Annotated in this window: 18 protein-coding genes; 8 read left to right on the top strand and 10 right to left on the bottom strand. The window is 76.3% G+C overall.

The annotated features are described in order from the left end of the window. Nucleotides 1-97: 97 nt before the first annotated feature. On the bottom strand, nucleotides 98-718 hold the full coding sequence (locus tag ACFY0O_RS32715) for a dihydrofolate reductase family protein (RefSeq protein WP_388953513.1): 621 nt from the start codon (nucleotides 716-718) through the stop codon (nucleotides 98-100). Nucleotides 719-820: 102 nt separating this feature from the next. Then, nucleotides 821-1771 (bottom strand): LysR family transcriptional regulator ArgP, encoded by a 951-nt coding sequence (locus tag ACFY0O_RS32710; protein WP_388953755.1) that lies wholly within the window; start codon nucleotides 1769-1771, stop codon nucleotides 821-823. Between the two features lie 69 nt (nucleotides 1772-1840). Between ACFY0O_RS32710 and ACFY0O_RS32705 the strand changes: the two genes are divergently transcribed. The 4 genes from ACFY0O_RS32705 to ACFY0O_RS32690 all read left to right on the top strand — a co-directional run bounded on the left by ACFY0O_RS32705 (nucleotide 1841) and on the right by ACFY0O_RS32690 (nucleotide 5186). Further along, nucleotides 1841-2464 (top strand): LysE/ArgO family amino acid transporter, encoded by a 624-nt coding sequence (locus ACFY0O_RS32705; protein ID WP_388953510.1) that lies wholly within the window; start codon nucleotides 1841-1843, stop codon nucleotides 2462-2464. Nucleotides 2465-2711: 247 nt separating this feature from the next. Beyond that, entirely contained in the window at nucleotides 2712-3749 is a 1038-nt protein-coding gene (locus ACFY0O_RS32700) for an NUDIX domain-containing protein (RefSeq protein ID WP_388953507.1), read from the top strand. Between the two features lie 64 nt (nucleotides 3750-3813). Further along, a complete protein-coding gene (locus ACFY0O_RS32695; protein WP_388953504.1) occupies nucleotides 3814-4485 on the top strand; it encodes a DUF6153 family protein in 672 nt (223 codons plus the stop codon). A gap of 68 nt (nucleotides 4486-4553) precedes the next feature. Beyond that, a complete protein-coding gene (locus ACFY0O_RS32690; RefSeq protein WP_388953501.1) occupies nucleotides 4554-5186 on the top strand; it encodes a DUF305 domain-containing protein in 633 nt (210 codons plus the stop codon). Nucleotides 5187-5196: 10 nt separating this feature from the next. Here ACFY0O_RS32690 and ACFY0O_RS32685 read toward each other — a convergent pair whose 3' ends face one another. Continuing rightward, on the bottom strand, nucleotides 5197-7266 hold the full coding sequence (locus ACFY0O_RS32685; RefSeq protein WP_388953498.1) for a SpoIIE family protein phosphatase: 2070 nt from the start codon (nucleotides 7264-7266) through the stop codon (nucleotides 5197-5199). 253 nt (nucleotides 7267-7519) lie between these two features. Here ACFY0O_RS32685 and ACFY0O_RS32680 point away from each other — a divergent pair, with 253 nt between their 5' ends. Then, on the top strand, nucleotides 7520-7735 hold the full coding sequence (locus ACFY0O_RS32680) for a hypothetical protein (protein ID WP_388953495.1): 216 nt from the start codon (nucleotides 7520-7522) through the stop codon (nucleotides 7733-7735). A gap of 58 nt (nucleotides 7736-7793) precedes the next feature. Next, a complete protein-coding gene (locus ACFY0O_RS32675; RefSeq protein WP_388953492.1) occupies nucleotides 7794-8894 on the top strand; it encodes a glutamate--cysteine ligase in 1101 nt (366 codons plus the stop codon). 18 nt (nucleotides 8895-8912) lie between these two features. Here ACFY0O_RS32675 and ACFY0O_RS32670 read toward each other — a convergent pair whose 3' ends face one another. Genes ACFY0O_RS32670 through ACFY0O_RS32640 form a run of 7 tightly spaced genes read right to left on the bottom strand, consistent with a single transcriptional unit; the run spans nucleotide 8913 to nucleotide 13377 of the window. Next, nucleotides 8913-10778: a complex I subunit 5 family protein gene (locus ACFY0O_RS32670; RefSeq protein WP_388953489.1), complete on the bottom strand. Its 1866-nt coding sequence runs from the start codon at nucleotides 10776-10778 to the stop codon at nucleotides 8913-8915. Nucleotides 10779-10794: 16 nt separating this feature from the next. Beyond that, on the bottom strand, nucleotides 10795-11202 hold the full coding sequence (locus tag ACFY0O_RS32665; RefSeq protein WP_388953486.1) for an NADH-quinone oxidoreductase subunit K: 408 nt from the start codon (nucleotides 11200-11202) through the stop codon (nucleotides 10795-10797). Further along, complete coding sequence (locus tag ACFY0O_RS32660) at nucleotides 11199-11927, bottom strand: MnhB domain-containing protein (RefSeq protein ID WP_388953483.1); 729 nt, start codon at nucleotides 11925-11927, stop codon at nucleotides 11199-11201. The genes ACFY0O_RS32665 and ACFY0O_RS32660 overlap by 4 nt, the downstream gene beginning before the upstream one ends. Beyond that, complete coding sequence (locus ACFY0O_RS32655) at nucleotides 11924-12259, bottom strand: hydrogenase subunit MbhD domain-containing protein (RefSeq protein WP_388953480.1); 336 nt, start codon at nucleotides 12257-12259, stop codon at nucleotides 11924-11926. The genes ACFY0O_RS32660 and ACFY0O_RS32655 overlap by 4 nt, the downstream gene beginning before the upstream one ends. After that, nucleotides 12256-12564 carry a monovalent cation/H(+) antiporter subunit G gene (locus tag ACFY0O_RS32650; RefSeq protein ID WP_388953477.1) on the bottom strand — a complete coding sequence of 103 codons (309 nt, stop codon included), beginning with the start codon at nucleotides 12562-12564 and terminating at the stop codon, nucleotides 12256-12258. Before ACFY0O_RS32650 ends, ACFY0O_RS32655 begins: the two co-directional genes overlap by 4 nt. After that, entirely contained in the window at nucleotides 12551-12874 is a 324-nt protein-coding gene (locus ACFY0O_RS32645) for an MrpF/PhaF family protein (protein ID WP_388953474.1), read from the bottom strand. Before ACFY0O_RS32645 ends, ACFY0O_RS32650 begins: the two co-directional genes overlap by 14 nt. Further along, nucleotides 12871-13377, bottom strand: a complete 507-nt coding sequence (locus ACFY0O_RS32640) for a hypothetical protein (RefSeq protein ID WP_388953761.1) — start codon at nucleotides 13375-13377, stop codon at nucleotides 12871-12873. The genes ACFY0O_RS32645 and ACFY0O_RS32640 overlap by 4 nt, the downstream gene beginning before the upstream one ends. Before the next feature lie 213 nt (nucleotides 13378-13590). Here ACFY0O_RS32640 and ACFY0O_RS32635 point away from each other — a divergent pair, with 213 nt between their 5' ends. Both ACFY0O_RS32635 and ACFY0O_RS32630 read left to right on the top strand, forming a co-directional pair. Then, complete coding sequence (locus ACFY0O_RS32635) at nucleotides 13591-16569, top strand: HAMP domain-containing protein (RefSeq protein WP_388953753.1); 2979 nt, start codon at nucleotides 13591-13593, stop codon at nucleotides 16567-16569. A 9-nt stretch (nucleotides 16570-16578) separates the two neighbouring features. Then, nucleotides 16579-18873 carry a SpoIIE family protein phosphatase gene (locus tag ACFY0O_RS32630; RefSeq protein ID WP_388953471.1) on the top strand — a complete coding sequence of 765 codons (2295 nt, stop codon included), beginning with the start codon at nucleotides 16579-16581 and terminating at the stop codon, nucleotides 18871-18873. Nucleotides 18874-18885: the final 12 nt, after the last annotated feature.

The following is an 18885-nucleotide window of genomic DNA, read 5'->3' as shown; positions in this document are numbered from 1 at the left end:
CGCTCCCCGTTCCCTCACCGGCCGTCCGTCGACGGCCTGCCGGGCCCAAGCGTAGAGGCATGATCACATCAGGGTTCACCGGGTCGGCGGAGCCGCTTCATCCGGCGTCCTCGCGCGGCAGATGGACCTTGGCGTCCTCGTAGCTGGCGCTGCCGGGGGCGGTGGCGGGGGCGTAGAAGAGGTTCAGGACCCCGGTCTCGAACGTCTCGCTGGAAACCAGCCGCAGCGGGAGCGGGGGCCCGTCGTCGGCGAACAGCCGCATGCCCCGGCCGACGACGAGGGGGTGCACGAGCAGGTGCAGCCGGTCGAGTTCGCCCGCGGCCAGGAGCCCGCGGACCACGGAGACCGAGCCGCTGATCGCGATGCGGCCGTCGCCCGGCTCGCTCTTGAGGGCCCGCACCCCCTCGACGAGTCCGCCGCGCAGCAGTTCGGCGTTGCGCCAGCCGAGGTCGGGGCCGCCGTGCGAGACCACGACCTTGCGCGTGTCGCCGAGCCGCTTGGCGAAGGCGGCGTCCTCGCCGCCCGCGGCCTCGCGCTCCGGCCAGGCCCCGGCGAAGCTCTCGTAGGTCCGGCGGCCGAGCAGCAGGGTGTCGGCCGTGCCGACGACCGCCTCGACGGCCGCGCCCATCTCGTCGTTGAAGTAGGGGAAGTGCCATGCGTGGGGCGCCTCCACCACGCCGTCGAGGGACACGAACAGCTCTGCGGTGATCTTCCTCATCCCGGTGCTCCCCGGCAGTCGGTCGGTCGGCGTACGCCCGTCCCTCCCAGTAGACGACGGCCCCGGCCGGCCCTCATCCCGGGCGCGCCCGTCCCGGGGCGGTCAGCGCGGCCGGTCCCCGGCGGCGGGCCCCCGCGGCCCGGGCCGGCCCGGGGGCAGGAGGGCCGCGCGGGCGGTCTCGGCGACCAGCCGGGCCACCGCCGCCAGGGCGGGCGAGTCCAGCTTCCACTGCTGCCAGTACAGCGGGACGTCCAGCGTCCGCCCCGGCGTCAGCCGGACGAGCGCCCCCGCGCGCAGCAGGGGCTCGGCCTGCGGTTCGGGGACCAGGCCCCAGCCGAGTCCGGTGGCCACCGCGTCGCGGAAGCCCTCCGAGGTCGGCACCCGGTGGCGGACGGGCGAGGCGCCGGTCCCGTCACGGGTGAGCGAGCGGACGAACGCGTCCTGGAGGTCGTCGCGGCGGTCGAAGACGATGGTCGGCGCCGTGCGCAGGTCCGCCGCCGGGTCTCCGGTGAGGTGGCGGGCCGCGAAGCCGGGGGCGGCCACCGGCAGGTAGCGGGCCAGTCCGAGCGCGGTCGCGGTGCACCCGGCCACCGGGTCCGGCGAGGAGGTGACGGCCGCCATCACCTGGCCCTCGCGCAGCAGGGCCGTGGTGTGGGACTCGTCCTCGCGGTACAGCTCGAAGCAGACGGGCGGGTCCTGCGGGACCCGGCTCAGCACGGGGAGGAACCAGGTGGCCAGCGAGTCCGCGTTCACCGCGATCGGGAGCCGGACCGGCCCCTGCCCGTCGGCCGTGCCCATGCCGAGCTCGGTCCGGGCGTCGCGCTCCAGCCGGGCGAGCTGGCGGGCGAAGCGGACCACCACCTCGCCGGACTCGGTGGCGCGCACCGGTTTGGTGCGCATCAGCAGGACCCGGCCGGTGCGCTGTTCCAGGGCCTTGACCCGCTGGCTGACGGCGGAGGGCGTCACGTGCAGGGCGGCGGCGGCCGCGTCGAAGGTGCCCTCGTCGACGACCGCGAGGAGGGTCCGCACCTGGTCCAGGGGAAGCTCGTCCATCACGAGCGCTAAGGGTACGTAAAAATCTTTAGCTGTACTGAGTCCGGCGCGCTGCCTACGGTCGGAGTCATGAACAACGGCATCACCGCAGCGCTCCTGGCCGGCTTCGGCACCGGCCTCTCCCTCATCGTCGCCATCGGCGCGCAGAACGCCTTCGTGCTCCGGCAGGGCGCGCGCCGACACGCCGTCCTGTGGGTGGTCGCCATCTGCGCCGTGTCCGACGCGGTCCTGATCGCCCTCGGCGTGGCCGGGGTCGGCGCGTTCGTCACGGCGTGGCCGGCCGCCCTGACGGCCGTGGGCATCGCCGGCGGCGGGTTCCTGATCTGCTACGGGGTCCTCGCGGCGCGCCGGGTGCTGCGCCCGGCGCCGGGAGCGGCCCTGACCGCCGACGGCGGTACCTCCGGGTCGGCCCGCGCGGCCGTGCTGACCTGCCTGGCGATGACCTGGCTCAACCCGCACGTCTACCTGGACACCGTCCTGCTGCTGGGTTCGCTCGCCGCCGACCGGGGGGACCTGCGCTGGGCCTTCGGCATCGGGGCCGGCCTGGCCAGCCTGACCTGGTTCTCCACCCTCGGCTACGGGGCCCGGCTGCTGAGCGGCCTGCTCGCGAAGCCGGGTGCCTGGCGGGTGCTGGACGGGCTGGTGGCCGCGACCATGGTGACGATGGGCGGCATGCTCCTGGCCCGGGCCTGAAGTTCCGCGGGCCCGGCCCCGCGCGGCCGGGTCCCCCACGGGGGCGGGAACGGTCGGCCCGGGGCACCCGGCGCCCGGGGCGGGCCCCGCGGGCCCGTTCCGCTCCGGTGTCCGCTCGCCGCGACCCGCCCGGGAGGGCCGATCCGCGGAGCCCGGCCCGCGCGTACCGCGGGCGTGGTAGGGATGCGCGGGTCCCGCCCCGCCGGGCCGCCACCATCCGGTCCACCCGACCCCTGGAGCCGTCACCGTGCCCGACCGCCCCTCGCCCGAGGCCGTGCGCGCCTACTACGCCGCCCAGCCGTCCCCGCTCGTCGCCGCCACCGGGATCGTCCTCGACTCCGGCGGGCGGGTCCTCGTGCTCACCCCTTCCTACAAGGACGGCCTCGAACTGCCGGGCGGGACGGTCGAGGACACCGAGACCCCGGAGGAGGGGCTGGCCCGGGAGCTGGAGGAGGAGCTGGACCTGGCCGTGCCGGTCGGCCGGCTGCTCGCCGTGGACTCCTGCCCGCCCGGGGCGCTCGGGCGCTCGCTGGTGGTGCACGTGTACCTGGTGGGACCGCTGTCGGACGAACGGGCCGGGGCGCTGTCCTTCCCCGACGGCGAGGTCTCCGAGGCCCGCTGGCTCGCCCCCGAGGACGCCGTGCGGCAGCTGTCGGCCCGGCTCGCGCCCCGGCTGCGCGCCGCGCTGGCCGCGCTGTACTCGGGGTCCCTCGCGCACCTCGTCGACGGCGTCCCGCAGCCCGGCTCCCCCGCCGGCCTGGACCCGGCGGACCGCGCGGCCCGGGAGCACGCGGGCGGCTACGACGCCGCCGGCCACCGGGCCGCCCGGCCGAAGGCCCTCACGGCTGCGAACGTGCTGTTCACCGACGGGGCCGGGCGGGTGCTGCTGGTCCGGCCCGGCTACGGCGAGCCGGACCGCTGGCTGCTGCCCGGGGGCGGGGTCGACAGCGACCTCGGGGAGACCCCCCGGGCCGCCGCCGCGCGGGAGGTCCGTGAGGAGCTCGGCCTGGACCTCGCCCCCGGCCGCCTCCTGGCCGTCAACTGGTCCCACCGGCCGGGCTACCCGGCGCGGGTGCGGTTCCTCTACGACGGCGGGGTGCTCGGCGCGCCCGACCTGGCCCGGATCCGACTGGCGCCGGACGAGCTGCTGGAGTGGCGGACCGCGCCCCGAGGGGAGCTGCGGGACCTGGTCGGACCCCACCTGCGGCGGCAGATCAAGGCCTGCCTCAAGGCCCTCGCCGAGGGCACGGGCCCGCTGGAGCTGCACCGGGGCCGGCCGGTCTGAGAGCCCGGCCACATACCCCCTACCCCTTTGGAGTATCCCGACGGGCTCGCATACGATGCCCGGCATGAGGACGACGGCGCGAGCGGGACGAGCGGACGGGACAATCCGCCCGCCCGCGTTCCTGCTCCTCGTCCTGGCGGTCCTCACGGGCCTGCTCGCCATGCACGGCCTGGGCCCCGGCGGCCTCCCGCATCCTGCCCCGGACGCCATGCCCCGGACGGACACCGCCGCCGCGGCCGCCCCGCACTCCCCGGACGGCACCCCCTACGCGGCCACCGCCCCGGGGGCCGAGGCCATGAGCCACCGGGCTCTGCCCGGGGCCGCGATCCGGACCGGGAGGACCGCGCCGCACGCCGCAGCACCCATGGGTTCGCCTCCCGCGCCCGGCGACGGGGCCGAGGCCATGGGCCACCGGGCTCCGGCCTGGACCGCCGCCCAGGCCACCGCCGCCGCCCAGGCCACCGCCGCCGCGGACCCGGCCCCGGCCCCCGGGGTCCACGGCCGCGGCCGTGACGGCGGGCCCGCGCACGACATGCGCGGGGGCGGGCACGCCGAGCACGCCGATCCCGCCTGCGCGGCCCCCGGCACCAGCGGGACCCCGGTGCTGCCCGCCCTCACCCCCGCGCCCGGCGGCGTTACCGCCCCCGCGGCGACCGCGCACGCGGCGCCGGCCGGGGCGACGGCGCACGGGCGTGCGCCCCCTTCCCTCAGCGAACTGCAGCTCCTGCGCATATAGGGCGGCTCTCCGGCACACCCGCCGGCCGAGCCCGTTCCCACACACCCCAGCACAGGAGAAGCACCACCATGCACGCCAACCGTTCCCTGATCCGCCGCACCGCCGCCCTGGCCACGGCCGTCACCGCCGCCCTCGTCCTGGCCGCCTGCGGCGGCACGTCCGACGGCGCCGCCGGACACGGCGGCGGCCACGACGCCTCCGCCGCCCCCACCGCCCCCGCGCCGTCCGGCACGGCCGCCCACAACACCGCCGACACCGCCTTCGCCCAGGGCATGCTCCCGCACCACCGCCAGGCCCTGGAGATGGCCTCCCTGGCCGCGACCCGCGCCGAGTCGGCCGAGGTCAAGACGCTCGCCGACGAGATCAGGAAGGCCCAGGACCCGGAGATCAAGACCCTCACCGGGTGGCTGACCTCCTGGGGCGAGCAGGTGCCCCCCGCCGAGGGCGGCGGGCACACGGGCCACGCCATGTCCGGGATGATGAGCGGCGCGGAGATGGACCAGCTCACGAAGGCCTCCGGCAAGGCCTTCGACACCGCGTTCCTCCAGCTGATGGTCAAGCACCACGAGGGCGCCGTCGCCATGGCGAAGACCGAACAGGCCGACGGCGCGTACCGGCCCGCCAAGGACATGGCCGCGGCGATCGTCACCTCCCAGAGCGCCGAGATCACCCGGATGAACGGCCTCCTCGGCAAGAACTGACGCCCCGGCGTCAGCCGCCCACCCGTGCGACCAGGAGGGCGATGTCGTCGTCCGCCGCCGCCGGGACCAGGTGTGTGATCAAGGAGTCGCACACGTGGTCCAGGCGGCGCTGCGGGTCCGCGAGGAGCTGCGTGAGTTCGGCGAGGCGCTCGTCGAGGTCGCTGCCGCGGGCCTCGATCAGCCCGTCGGTGTAGAGGACGAGGAGGCTGCCCGGCGGCACCTCGGCCTCAGTCGGGGTGAAGGCGATGCCGCCGACCCCGAGGGGGACCCCGGGCGGGGTGTCGAGGATGCGGACGGTCCCGTCGGGGAGGGCGAGGGCGGGCGGCGGGTGCCCCGCTCGGGTGACGGTGCAGCGGCCGGCGGCGGGGTCGACGACCACGTACAGGAAGGTGGCGAGCATCGGCTCGGCGAGGTCGGCGAGAGCGGCCTCCAACTGGTGCAGCAGCCGCACGGGCGACAGGTCCAGGCGGGCGAGGGAGCGTACGGAGGCGGACAGCCGGCCCATGACGGCGGCGGCCCCGATGCCGTGTCCCATGACGTCGCCGATCAGCAGCGCGGCCTTGCCTCCCGCCAGGGGCAGCACGTCGTACCAGTCCCCGCCGACCTCGTTGACGTCGCTGGCCGGCAGGTAGCGGTGGCTGACCTCGATGCCGGGGGGCGGGGTGATGTGCTGGGGCAGCATGCTGCGCTGGAGGATGACGGCGGTCTCGTGCTCGCGGTGGTAGAGCCGGGCGTTGTCGATGCTGAGGGCCGCGCGGGCGGCGAGTTCGGAGGCGAGGGTGACGTCCTCGGAGCCGAAGGGGCCCAGCGGGCGGGTGCGGTAGAAGCCGGCGACGCCGAGGACCCGGTCCCGGGCCACGAGCGGGGCCATGACCAGGGAGTGGACGCCCGCCTCGACCAGTTGCGCGGGCCTGGGCGTGTGCCGGGCCGCCGGGGCGACGGCCTGCCCGTCCATGCGGGCCACCAGGTAGGGCTGCCGCCCGGCGAGGGCCTGGGTGTAGGGGGCGGACGCGGGGAAGGACAGGGTCCGGCCGAGCGGGGCCAGGATGTCCGTGATCCGGGACCCGCCGAGCGGGGCCCGGCCCAGCCGGCGCAGGGCCACGCCGCCGGTGAGGCCCATGCCGGGTTCCTCGCCGCGGGCCAGGGCGTCGAGCACGTCAACGGTGACGGCGTCGGCGAGACGGGGCACGGCGAGGTCGGCGAGTTCCTGCGCGGTGCGCTCCAGGTCGAGGCTGGAGCCCATCCGGATGCTGGCCTCGCTGAGCAGGGCGAGCCGGCGCCGGCCGGCCTCCGCCTCGACGTGGTCGCGCCGCTGCTCGGTGATGTCCACGAGGGAGGCGATGACCCCGATGGGCATGTGCGCGGGGTCCTCGACCCGGACGTAGGAGCACGACCACACCCGCTCGTGCTCCGGTTCGGCCGGGGTCCGCCCGACCCGGCGGCGGTCGAGGACGGGCTCCCCGGTCTCCAGGACCTGGAGCATGGCCTCCTCCATCTCGCGGGCGTTGACCGCGGGGAGGATCTCGGCGAGGCGGCGGCCCACGTGCGCCGACTCCGGCAGCCCGTTCATCGCCTCCAGGGCGGCGTTGACCTGGAGGAACCGCAGCTGGGTGTCGAGGATGGCGATGCCGACGGGCGAGCGGGCGAACAGGCCGTCCCACACCGCGGAGGCACCCCGGATGCGCCGGGCGGCGGGGGCGTCGGCGGCGAAGACCAGCACCGTGGCGGCGCCGTGGCCCTGCCGGTCGGCCACGGGTGAGGCCCAGATCTCCAGCTCCATCGGGTGCCCGTCGCGGTGCCAGGCGGTGACCGTGCCCATCACGCCCCGGCCGGTGGCGGCCGTCTCCCACAGGGAGCGGCCCAGGCTGCGGTCGGATCCGGGGTGGAGGAGGTCGGCGATGTTGCGGCCGAGTATCTCCGGCGGAGAGTAGCCGAGGAGCTCCTGCGCGACCTGGTTCCAGCGCACGATGGTGCCGTTGCCGCTGGTGGCCACGAGGGCGACGGGCAGGGAGCCCAGCCAGCCGCCCGCGGCCTGCGCCGCGCTGTCGATCAGGTCGTCGACCTGGATGTCCTCGTTCATCCGGCACGCACCCCACACCGGGCCCGTTCCACGCCCCGCCCGGCGGCCCGGGCGGACCCGCCGGAACCCCGGCCCGCCCCTCCATCCTCTGCCGCCCGCCACATGTCCGCCTCCCGGCCCGGCACGTGGTCCGCCCCGGGGTCGGGACCACGGGGCGGCACGTCGTCGTCTGCCCGAGGGTGGTAGGGGACAAACACGGAGGGGTAGGGGCACTACAGGAGGAACATGGAGAGAAAGGTGAGGAGTGTGCGTCATGGGTGACAGGCAGCAGCAGGAAGAGGGCCCGGAGCGGGGCCACGGCCGGCGGATCCGGGGGCGGTCGCCGAATCCTGAGCAGTTGAGGACCGGCGGGCGGCCGCGCACCCCCGGGGAGGTCGCGCACGAGCGGGGCCGGGAGGACGCGACGATGCGTGACGTGATGCGGGACCTGGACGAGGAGGACCTGGACGACATGCGCGACGACCGCTGACGCGCGAGTGTGTGCGGTGGGCGCGGGTAGACGCCCGGTCCCTAGCGAGGAGACCCCGATGCGCGCGCTGACGATGGGTGTGGAGGAGGAGTTCCTGCTGGTCGACAAGGCCAGCAGGCGCCCCTCCGACCGGGCGGCCGCCGTGATCGCGGACGCCGCCGCGGAACTCGGCGAACAGGTGCAGACGGAGTTCTTCGCCGCGCAGGTGGAGGTGTGCACCCGGCCGGTCTCCGACACCGCCGGGCTGCGGGCCGAGCTCGCGAGACTGCGCCGCACCGCCGTGGCGGCCGCCGAGGAGCACGGGTGCCGGCTGGTGGCGACGGGGACCCCGGCGGTGCCGCCCGCGACGCCGCTGACCGTCACCGACACCGACCGCTACCGGCGCATGGCCCGGGCGTTCGACGCGCTCGTCGGCCGCTACGACGGCCTGGTCTGCGGCTGCCACGTCCACGTGGGGACCATGGACCGGGCCACCGCCCTGGCCCTGTCCCACCACCTGCGCCCCTGGCTGCCCGTCCTGCAGTCCCTCACCGGCAACTCCCCCTTCGTCCTGGGCCATGACACCGGCTTCGACAGCTGGCGCTACAAGCAGTTCGCCCGCTGGCCCACCGTCGGCCCGGCCCCGGTGATGCACGAGGCCCAGTACGAGGCGTACGTGGGCGCCCTCGTCGAGCACCGGATCCTGATGGACCGGCGGATGCTGTACTGGTACGCCCGCCCCTCGGAGCACGTCCCCACCCTGGAGATCCGCGTCGCCGACTCCAACGCCGACATCGAGACGGTGGTCCTGGTGGCCGCCCTCGTCCGGGGGCTCGCCCAAGGCCTGCTCGCCGAGGCCGAGCGCGGTCAGCCGCCGCCGGAGGTCTCCGACCGGCGGCTGCGCGCCGCGCACGAGCTCGCCGCGGCCGGCGGGCTGCACGGCCGGGGGCTGGACCCGTTCAGCGGTGAACGGCTGCCCGCCGACACCCTGGTCGAGCGCCTCCTGGCCCGGGCCGCTCCGGGGCTGGAGGCGGCCGGGGACCTGTCCCTGGTGGAGGACCTGCTGCGCCGGCTGCGGCGCGAGGGCAGCGGGGCCGACCGGCAGCGGGCCGCTCTGGGCCGCTGCGGCCGCCTCACCGGGGTCGTCGACGAGCTGGCGGCCGCCACGGCCTCGTTCTGACGACCCGGCCCGCGCGGATCAGGCGCACAGGGCGAACACCACCATCAGCGCGGCCAGTCCGGCCGCCAGCCAGGCGACGTAGTCCCCCACGTGTCCGGAGTGCAGTCGGCGCAGCGGGACCACCGCGAGGACGGTGACCCGGTCGGCCGCGGCCCGGGCGGCCCCGGCGGCCGGGCCCTTCAGGGCGGGCCCCCACAGGGCCGCGGCGGCCATCGCCGCCGCCAGCAGGGTGCCGGCCAGGCCGAGGAGGACGCCGGTGGCCGTCCAGCCGGTCTCCGCGGCCGCCGGGCCGGCGCTCGCGGCCGTCCGGCCCGTCACGGCGGCGGCGTAGCCGGCCGGGTCGCAGAACCGGGCGGCGGCCTGGGCGATCCGGTGGGCGGGGCCGGGCAGCAGGCCCACGGCGAGCGAGGCGGCGAGGAGCAGGCCCGGCACGGCGAGCATGACGCGCGGCACCCGGCGGCTGGGGTCGCGCACCTCCGGCTCCTCCCCGCCGCCCGTGGTCTCGGGGCCGGCGTGCCGCCGGCGGGGCGTCGTGCCGGCGCCGGCGAACACCCGCAGGGCGGCCCGCAGGACGGCGCCGGCGGTGGCGGCGGGGACCAGCAGGAAGACCGGCAGCAGCCACGCGGCCTCGTGGGCCGTGGCGTGCTCGGCGATCGCCTTGCCCAGCCCGGTGCCGAAGGGCGGCAGCCCGGCCAGGGCCAGGGCGCCGGCCACGGTCAGCGTCCCGGCCGCCACGAGGTCGCGGCCGCGCCCGTACAGCCCGTGCTCGTCGACCGAGCCGAACCGGTCGAGGAGCACGCCGACCAGGGCGAACAGGGCGGCCTTGGCCCCGGCGTGGCCGAGGGCGTACAGGGCGGCCCCGGCGGTGCCCTCGGGGGTGAGCAGGGCGGCCGCGCAGAGGAACAGCCCCATGTGGCCGATGGTCGAGTGGGCGAGCATCCGTTTGAGGTGCCGTTGCTGCCAGCAGAGCACGGCTCCGGTCAGGGCGGTCAGCGCGCCGAGGACCAGGAAGGTGGTGCGGAAGGCCTCCGCGGGGATGCCGCCGGGGCCGGAGAAGACCGTCCAGTAGACGCGCAGCAGTCCGTAGAGGCCGAGCTCGACCATCACCCCGGACAGCAGCATGCACACCGGGGAGGGGGCTTCGGCGTGGGCGTCGGGCAGCCAGAAGTGGAAGGGCACGGCGGCCGCCTTGACCAGCATGGCCGTGGCGATCAGGGCGAAGGCCGCGGCCGCCACCGGGCCCGCCGGCTCCCGGTCGAGGGCCTCGCCGATCCGGGCGAGGGCCAGTTCGCCGGTGCGGGAGTAGAGCAGGCCGATGCCGAGCAGGGCGCAGTACCCGGCGATCGAGCCGGTCAGCGCGAAGGCGAGGGCGCCTTGGAGGGGGCGGGGCTCCTCGACGCGGTAGGCGGTGAGGGCGTAGGCGGCGACGCCCATCAGCTCGAAGAAGACGAAGGCGTCGAACAGGTCGCCGGTGAGGGCGAACCCGCACGTGCCGGCCTCGAAGAGGAGCAGCAGGGCCGGGAAGGCGCCGCCGTGCCCGCGCTCGCCCTCCGGTTCGTCGAAGTAGTGCCAGGAGTAGCCGAGGGCGGCCAGCACGAGGGCGGCCGCGAGGAGCGCGAGCCCGGCGCCGATGCGGTCGGCGGCGAGAACGATGCCGACGCTGTGGCCGTCGACGGGGGTCCAGGCGGCGACCCAGCTGATGATCCGCCCGTCTCCGGCGGCGGACCACAGCCGGCCGAGCAGGGCCAGCTGGGCGGTGGCCCAGGCGGTGGCGAGGGCGTCGGCGCCGAGCCGGGGCAGCCACCTGCCGGGCCCGGCCAGCAGGACCGCGCCGAGCAGCGGCCAGGCGACGGTGAGCGGGAGCAGGGCGGCGGCGTGCGTCACGGCGGGTACCGGGGCCTCAGCCCTTGAGGCCGGTCAGGGCGTCGGGGTCGGCGGTGCCGTGCCGTTTGGCGGTCTGCAGGACGAGGGCGAGCAGCAGGGCGCTGACGGCGGCCCCGACCACCACGTCGGTCAGGGTCAGCGCGTGGGCGACGGGGTCGGCCACCGGGGTGGTGGGCGGGATGTCGGTGAAGTAGGGGGCGGTGCCGCCGCGCCGGTAGCCGACGGCCAGCAGCAGGACGTACGTGCCGGACTGGACCACGGTGAGGCAGCCGATGGCGTGGACGGCGTGGCGGCTGGTGACCAGGCCGTGGAGGCCGGCGAGGAGGATCCAGCCGGCGGCCAGGTAGGGCAGCGGATCGGAGCCGGCGGGGTCGGTGGCCGCGGCGGCGGCCGCCAGGAGGGTGGTCGTCGGGGTCGTCGTCATGCGGTCTCGATCTCCAGGGCCTGGTCGAGGAAGGCGGCGAGCAGGACGACGAGGGCGGAGCCGACCTCCACGCCGACGGCGGCGTTGAGCAGGGGCACGGTGCCGCCGGAGACGATCTGGCCGAGGGCGCCCCAGGGCAGGACGTTCTCCAGGTAGGCCGAGCCCCAGGCGAGGCCGGCCAGCCCGAGGGCGGCGAAGGCGCCGGCCGCCGTAGCGTCGGCGAGGTCGAGGACGGTCCGGGGCCGGACGCTGCGCAGCACCCGGTAGTCGGCGGCCAGGTAGGCGATGTGCAGTCCGGTGGCGAGGACCACGCCGCCCTGGAACCCGCCGCCGGGGGTGAGCTGTCCGTGGGCGATGACGTACACCCCGGTCACGAGGGCCACCGGCAGCAGCACGGTGCCGGCCAGGCGGACGGTGGGCAGGACGCGGCCGGGGCGGGGGCTGACGGTGTGTTCGTCGCGGGCCCGGCGCAGGACGACCGCGGCGCCGAGGACCGCGGTGAAGAGGATGAACTCCTCCCCCAGGGTGTCGAATCCGCGCTGGTCGAAGTTGACGGAGGCGACGGCGTTCGCGGTGCGGCGCGCCAGGGCCGTCGGGACGGCCCGGTCGGCGTAGGGGTGGAAGGACCCGCCGAAGCCGGGGAGGTGCCCGCAGGCGATCCCGTAGCAGAGCGCGATGGCCAGGGCCGCGCACCAGAAGAGGGCGGTGCGCGCGGTGCGGCTCACCGGCGCCCGCCCCGGCCGTGCCGCCCGCCGCGGCGGCCCCCGCTCCCGGCCCCGCCGCCCGTGCGCGGGCCCGTGCCCGTGCCCTCTCCGGTCTGGCGGCGGATCTTGCGGACGGTCAGCATGATCAGCAGCGGGGTGACGACGGTGCCCACTGCCAGCTGTGACAGGGCCACGTCGGGGGCCTGGAGGAAGGTGAACAGCAGGGCGAGCAGCAGCCCGAGCTGGCTGAGCACGACGGCCTGGCGGACCGGGTCGGGGGTGCGGACGGCGACCGTGGCGACGGCCGCGACGAGCAGCACGGTGAGGTCGACGAGGATCCCGACGGGGGTCACGGTGGGGAGTCCCCGAGGACGCGGCCCTCGTCCATGGCGGTGGAACGGCCCACGGCGAGGGTGGTCAGGGTCCCGCCCACCACCATGAGCGCGGCCACCACCAGCAGCTTCCCCGCCTCCCGGCCGGGTCCGGCGGCCACGGCGAGGGCGAGGGCGCACAGCGGGGCGCCCAGGGAGGATGCGGGCGACAGGGCGTGCAGCCGTGCGTAGGGCCGGGGCAGCGCCAGCAGCGCGACGCCGGACAGCAGCAGGACGCCGGTCCCGGCGGCGAGCAGCACGACGGCGCAGACCTCACGGGGCTCCACCGTCACCTCCCTCCGCGGGGCCCGCCGGCGGTGCCTGGGGGCGGCCCAGGAGGCGGGCGAAGGCCAGGACGCCGACGGGGCCCAGGACGGCCAGGACCAGGCCGAGGTCCTCGTAGCCGCTGCGGCCGAAGCCCCGTGCGGCCAGGAGCACCGCGACGGTGGCCGTGGTCCCGGTCAGGGCCAGTCCGGCCAGCCGCTCGGGCGGGGTGCCCCGGCAGCCGGTCACCAGCCCGGGCGGCAGGCCGAGGACCAGCAGGACGGCGGCGGCGGCGAGCCAGACGTTCCAGTGCTCGCCCGTGCCCCCGCTCATCCCCGGCCGCCGCTGGTCAGGGCCTGCTCCAGGGCGGTGGGACGGCCGGGCAGGGTGTGGGCGAGGGCGGTGGCGCCGGGCGGCCGGAGGTCGACGACGTACAGCCCGGGGGTGGCCGAGAGCAGGGCGCACACCCAGCCGGTGCCGCTGCCCCGGCGCAGCCGCACGGTGTGGAACCGCCCCGTGACCCGCCGCCCGCGCAGTACGCGGCCGGTCGCGGCGGCCAGCCGTCCGGTGTCGGTGAGCAGGGCGCCGGGGAACAGCAGGACGGCGGTCAGCAGCCGGGCGCGGCCTCCGGTGCGGGCGCCCGCGGCGCGCCGTACGGCCCGCGCGGCCACGGCCGCCAGGGCGGCGCCGGCGGCGGCGACGGCGAGTTCGGGCCAGGACAGCGTGCTGATGAACAGCACCTCCAGGACGAGACCGGCCGCCCACCACCCGAACAGCTCCGCCGCCGTCCCCGTGGCCGCCGGCCCCTTCGCCGGCCCCTTCGCCGTGCCCTCCACCGCGTCTCCCCGCCGTCCGTCCGCCGTGCCCGCCGCGTCCCCGTCACGGCCGCGGAGGCCAGGTCTACCGCCCTTCCGCGCGCGGAGTCCCGGCCGGGCGGGAGGCACGCCGGGCAGGGGCCGCCGCGTCACCGGTCCGGACCAGGCCGGCGGGCGCGGACTCCGGGACGAAGCCTCGCGTGTCACAGTGGAGTCGACGGCTCCTCTACGGGACTGGCCATGGACGAGACAGACAGAACGCTGGAACAGTTGCTCGCGGGCCTGATGGCGGTCCGTGACGGCAATCTGGACACCCGGCTTCCGGAGGACGCCGGCGGCCTGCCCGGGAACATCGCGGCCGTCTTCAACGGCATGGTCGCCCAGCTGTCGCAGGTGACCACCGAGGTGACCCGGGTGGCGCAGGAGGTCGGCGGCGAGGGCCGGCTCGGCGGGCAGGCGCGGGTGCCGCCGGTGGGGGGCGTGTGGCGCGAGCTGACCGACGCCGTCAACAGCATGGCGGACAACCTGACCTCGCAGGTCCGCAACATCTCCCAGGTGGCCACGGCGGTGGCCAGGGGCGACCTCACGCAGAAGATCAGGGTCGACGCGCGCGGGGAGATCCTGGAGCTGAAGGAGACCATCAACACGATGGTCGAGCGGCTGTCCTCGTTCGCCGAGGAGGTCACCCGGGTGGCCCGCGAGGTGGGCACGGAGGGGAACCTGGGCGGGCAGGCCACCGTCCACGGGGTCTCGGGCACCTGGATGGACCTGACCAACAACGTGAACTCGATGGCGGACAACCTCACCAACCAGGTCCGCAACATCGCGCAGGTCACCACGGCCGTCGCCGAGGGCGACCTCACCCGCAAGATCGACGTGGACGCCCGCGGGGAGATCCTGGAGCTGAAGACGACCATCAACACGATGGTCGACCAGCTGGGGTCGTTCGCGGCCGAGGTGACCCGGGTGGCCCGGGAGGTCGGCAGCGAGGGCCGGCTCGGCGGCCAGGCCGAGGTCGCGGACGTGTCCGGCACCTGGCGCCGGCTCACCGAGAACGTCAACGAGCTCGCGGCGAACCTCACGGGCCAGGTACGGGCCATCGCGGAGGTCACCAGCGCCGTGGCCCGCGGGGACCTGACCCGTACGGTGGCCGTGGAGGCCCCCGGGGAGGTCGGGGCGCTCAAGGACAACATCAACTCCATGGTGGAGTCGCTGCGGGCCACCACTCGGGCCAACGAGGAGAAGGACTGGCTCAAGACCCAGCTGGCGCGGATCTCCGGCGGGATCCAGGGCCGGCGCGACCTGACCACGGTGGCCCAGCTGATCATGCGCGAGGTGCCGCCGCTGGTGCACGCCCAGTACGGCTGCTTCTTCCTGGCCCTCGACGGCCCGCAGGGCGCGGTGGGCGCCGAGCAGGCCGACCGCGCCGAGGGCCAGGCTCCGGAACTCGTCGCGATCGCCTCGTACGGGCTGCCCGACGACCCCTCGTCCGGGCCTCGCCGCTTCCACCCGGGGCAGTCGCTGGTCGGGCAGGCGGCCGCCGACCACCGGGTGGTCGTGGTGGACGAACTGCCGCCGGGGTACGCGCCGGTGCTCACCGGGACGGGCTCCGCCGACCCCTCCTCCCTGATCGTGCTGCCCATCGTCTTCGAGGGGCAGGTGCTCGGCGCCCTGGAGCTCGCCTCCCTGCGCCCGTTCGCGCCCCTGCACCGCGATTTCCTGGAGCAGTTCACCGAGCTGCTGGGCGTCAACGTCAGCTCGCTGACCGCCAACGCCCGTACCGACGAGCTGCTGGAGCGCTCGCAGCTGCTGACGGCCGAGCTCAGTGCCCGCTCCGGTGAACTCCAGGCCCGCCAGCGCGAGCTCCAGCGCAGCAACGCCGAACTCCAGGACAAGGCCGCCCTGCTGGCCGACCGCAACCGGGACATCGAGCGGAAGAACCACCAGATCGAGCAGGCCCGCCAGGAACTGGAGGAGCGTGCGCAGGAGTTGGCCCGGGCCTCGCTCTACAAGTCGGAGTTCCTGGCCAACATGAGCCACGAGCTGCGGACCCCGCTCAACAGCCTGCTGATCCTGGCCCAGCTCCTGGCCCAGAACCCGGAGGGCAATCTGACGGAGAAGCAGGCCGACTACGCGGCCGTCATCCACTCGGCCGGCTCCGACCTGCTCCAGCTGATCAACGACATCCTCGACCTGTCGAAGGTCGAGGCCGGGCGGATGGACGTGCACCCGGAGCCGGTGTCCCTGCAGCGGGTCCTGGACTACGTGGACGTCACGTTCCGGCCCGTCGCGGACGAGCGGGGCCTGGAGTTCACCGTGAGCGGGGCGCCGTCGGCGGGCGAGGGGCTGGTCACCGACGAGGCCCGGCTGCGGCAGGTGCTGCGCAACCTGGTGTCCAACGCCCTGAAGTTCACCCGGACCGGCGGGGTCTCGCTGCGCGTCCAGGCGGCCGCCCCGCGGGAGGTGCCCGAGCCGCTGCGCGGGGCGGGACCGGTGCTCGCGTTCCGGGTCGTCGACACCGGCATCGGGATCGCCGCCGAGCAGCTCGAGTCCGTCTTCGACGCCTTCCAGCAGGGCGACAGCGGCGCCGACCGGGCGTACGGCGGCACCGGCCTGGGACTGTCCATCAGCCGCGAGGTCTCCAAGCTGCTCGGCGGGACCATCACCGCCGAGAGCACGATGGGCCAGGGCAGCTGCTTCACCCTCTACCTGCCGGAGCACGACGGCCGGGCGCAGGCCCGCCCGGCGCGCGGCGGCGCGGAGGCGGAGGAAGAGGACGAGCGGGACGGGTCCGCTCCCGCCCCCAGGTTCGCCCCGCAGGTGGACGACGAGGGCCTGCGGGACCGGACGGTGCTCCTGGTCGACGACGACACCCGCAACGTGTTCGCGCTCACCGAGGTGCTCAAGTCGGCGGGCATGCAGGTGCTGACGGCCGACAACGGCGAGGCCGGCATCCGGCTGCTGGCCGCGCACCCGGAGGTGGACCTGGTGGTGATGGACCTGATGATGGCCGGCCTGGACGGCTACGCGACCACCCGGGCCATCCGGGCCATGCCCCGGCTGGCGGAGCTGCCGGTGGTGGTGGTGACCGCGAAGGCGATGCCGGGCGACCGCGCGGAGGCCCTGGCGGCCGGCGCCTCCGACTACGTGGTCAAACCGGTGGCCCCCGACCGGCTGCTCACCGCCCTGCGCACCTGGCTGACCCCCCGCTGAGGAGCCGTCATGGCCCAGCCCGAGAGCGGACTCTCCTCGGCCGTCGCGGACCTGACGGCCGAGGTCGCCGCCCTGCACGCGGACCGGGCCCGGCGCAGTCTGCTGGACCTGGCCTGCGGGGTGCTGATGGCCCAGCTGGCCCTCTCCCCCGCCGAGGCGTCCGACCACCTGCTCAGGCTGGCCGTGTCCACGGGGCTGAGCGCGACCGACCTCGCGGCGGACATCGTCAACGCGGCCGCCGGCTCGGACGTCGAGCGCGCGGCGGGGCCGGCCGCGGACCCCCTGCCGACGGCCGAGGCCCGCCGGATCCGGCGGGGAACCACCGCGGTGCTGACCTCCGACACGGCCGGGGCGGCGGCCGCGTCCCTGCTGGAGAGCGGTCTGCGGCGGCTGGGCGTCGAGTCCGTCTACCTGTGGCGGCGCACGGAGACCGACTGCCTGGAGCTGGCCGGGCACGCCGGGGCGACCCCGCTGGAGGCCGCGCACTGGCGGTGGGTGCCCCCCGAGACCGGAGGTCCGCTGCACCGCGCCCTCACGGTGGGCGTGCCGGCGTGGTTCCCCGACGGGCCGGGAGCCGAGGGCCGGCTGCCCGGCCCGCGCGCGGACGCGGCCCGGGGGCTGGTCCCGCTGGAGCGGTCGGGGCGGAGCGTGGGGCTGGCGCTGGTCGTCTGGCCGGTCCCCCGGGTCCTGGACAGCGGGCTGCGCGCCACGGTCGCGGCCCTGTGCCGGCCGGCCGGGCAGGTGCTGGACCGCGGGGACCGCGGTGCGGCCCCGGCGCCCCGGCTCACCGCCGTCCTGGCCGACCTGGTGCTGCCCGCGATGGTCGTCAGCGTGTCGCTCCCGACGGGGGACCTGGAGCCGCGCGGATTCGGCCGGGCCCACAGGGTGGACTACCTCAACCCGGCCGCCGTGCGCGCCCTCGGCCCGCTTCCGGCGCCGGCCGGGCGGCCGGTCGCGCAGCTCTTCCCCTCGGTCTACGAGGAACTGGTCGGGCTGCTCGCGCGGGCGAACGCCACCGGGGCCCCGCAGTACGCCCCCTCCCTGCCGGCCACCCCGGCGGGCGCCAGGCCCCGCAAGGCCGGGGCGGCGGCCGAGCACACGATGGCGGAGGTGCGGGTGCTGCCGCTGGGCGACGGGCGCGCCGTGGTGATGTGGCACGCCGACGACCGGCGCGGCCCGCCGGTGACCCGGGCGCTGGCGCGGCTGGACCAGCTGGCGGTGTTCGAGGAGGACCTCGTGGCCGGTACGACCGTGTGGAGCGCGCACGCGTACCCGGTCTTCGGGCTGCACCCGGAGGATCCGGCGGTGCCGCTGAGGTCCCTGGGGTCCCGGCTGCACCCGGAGGACGCGGGGCGGCTGGACGGCCTGCTGGCCTCGCTGACCGACCGGCACGAGGGCGGGCGGGCCCTGGTCCGGGTGGTGCGGCCCGGGGGCGGGGTGCGCCGGGTGCGGGTGGCGGCCGAGCCGGTGCTGACGGGGAGCGCGCTGACCGGGATCGTGGGGGTGTTCCAGGACGTGTCGGCGCAGCACCACACGGAGGTCGCGCTGACCGCCACGTACGACCAGCTGTCGGCCGCGCGGACCGAGGCGGAGCTGCGCGACCACCTGGTGCTCGGGCTCCAGCACGCCATCGTCCCGGAGGCTCCGCCCCTGGAGACCCCGCCGGGGCTGCGGGTGGCGGCGCGCTACCGGCCGGCCGCCGTGGAGTACCGGGTGGGCGGTGACTGGTACGACGTGCAGTCGCTGCCCGACGGGAAGGTGCTGGTCACGGTGGGGGACATCGCCGGGCACGGCATCGGCTCCGCCACCGCCATGATCGCCCTGCGGGGGGCACTGCACGGTCTGGCCTTCACGGGGAACCCCCCGGGCCGGCTGATGGGATGGCTGAACGAGGTGGCCATGCGCACGCCGGGGCAGCCCACGGCGACGGCGGTGTGCGCCCTGTTCGACCCCGCCGACCGGTCCCTGTGCTGGTCGGGGGCCGGCCACCCGCCGGTGCTGCTGCTGCGGGGCGGGCGGGCCCGGTTCCTGGAAGGGCCGTACAACATCCTGCTGGGCGCGCTGCCGGGGGCCGGGTACGCGGAGTCGTCCACGGAGCTGCGGCCCGGTGACACGCTGCTGCTGTACACGGACGGGTTCATCGAACGCCGGCACGTGGGGCTGGACGAGAGCATGGAGGCCCTGCGCCGGGCGGTGGAGCGGATGCGTCCGGGCCCGGCGGAGGAGCTCGCGGACCGGCTGATGGCGGCGGTCCTCGGGGACACCGACGACGACACCAGCCTGGTGGTGGTGCGGATCACCTGAGGCCGGCCGGAA

It is taken from the genome of Streptomyces sp. NPDC001594 (genome assembly GCF_042893675.1).
Taxonomy (GTDB): Bacteria; Actinomycetota; Actinomycetes; order Streptomycetales; family Streptomycetaceae; genus Streptomyces.
The sequence above is the reverse complement of the archived record's forward strand: the minus strand, read 5'-3'. Positions and strand labels throughout refer to the sequence as shown.

Bases quoted from the DNA above. Each gene is read 5' to 3' on its own strand.
- ACFY0O_RS32665 (WP_388953486.1), bottom strand. From the start codon at position 11,202: ATGACGACGACCCCGACGACCACCCTCCTGGCGGCCGCCGCCGCGGCC.
- ACFY0O_RS32690 (WP_388953501.1), top strand. From the start codon at position 4,554: ATGCACGCCAACCGTTCCCTGATCCGCCGCACCGCCGCCCTGGCCACG.
- ACFY0O_RS32685 (WP_388953498.1), bottom strand. From the start codon at position 7,266: ATGAACGAGGACATCCAGGTCGACGACCTGATCGACAGCGCGGCGCAG.
- ACFY0O_RS32715 (WP_388953513.1), bottom strand. From the start codon at position 718: ATGAGGAAGATCACCGCAGAGCTGTTCGTGTCCCTCGACGGCGTGGTG.
- ACFY0O_RS32695 (WP_388953504.1), top strand. From the start codon at position 3,814: ATGAGGACGACGGCGCGAGCGGGACGAGCGGACGGGACAATCCGCCCG.
- ACFY0O_RS32630 (WP_388953471.1), top strand. From the start codon at position 16,579: ATGGCCCAGCCCGAGAGCGGACTCTCCTCGGCCGTCGCGGACCTGACG.
- ACFY0O_RS32675 (WP_388953492.1), top strand. From the start codon at position 7,794: ATGCGCGCGCTGACGATGGGTGTGGAGGAGGAGTTCCTGCTGGTCGAC.
- ACFY0O_RS32680 (WP_388953495.1), top strand. From the start codon at position 7,520: ATGGGTGACAGGCAGCAGCAGGAAGAGGGCCCGGAGCGGGGCCACGGC.
- ACFY0O_RS32710 (WP_388953755.1), bottom strand. From the start codon at position 1,771: ATGGACGAGCTTCCCCTGGACCAGGTGCGGACCCTCCTCGCGGTCGTC.
- ACFY0O_RS32645 (WP_388953474.1), bottom strand. From the start codon at position 12,874: ATGAGCGGGGGCACGGGCGAGCACTGGAACGTCTGGCTCGCCGCCGCC.
- ACFY0O_RS32705 (WP_388953510.1), top strand. From the start codon at position 1,841: ATGAACAACGGCATCACCGCAGCGCTCCTGGCCGGCTTCGGCACCGGC.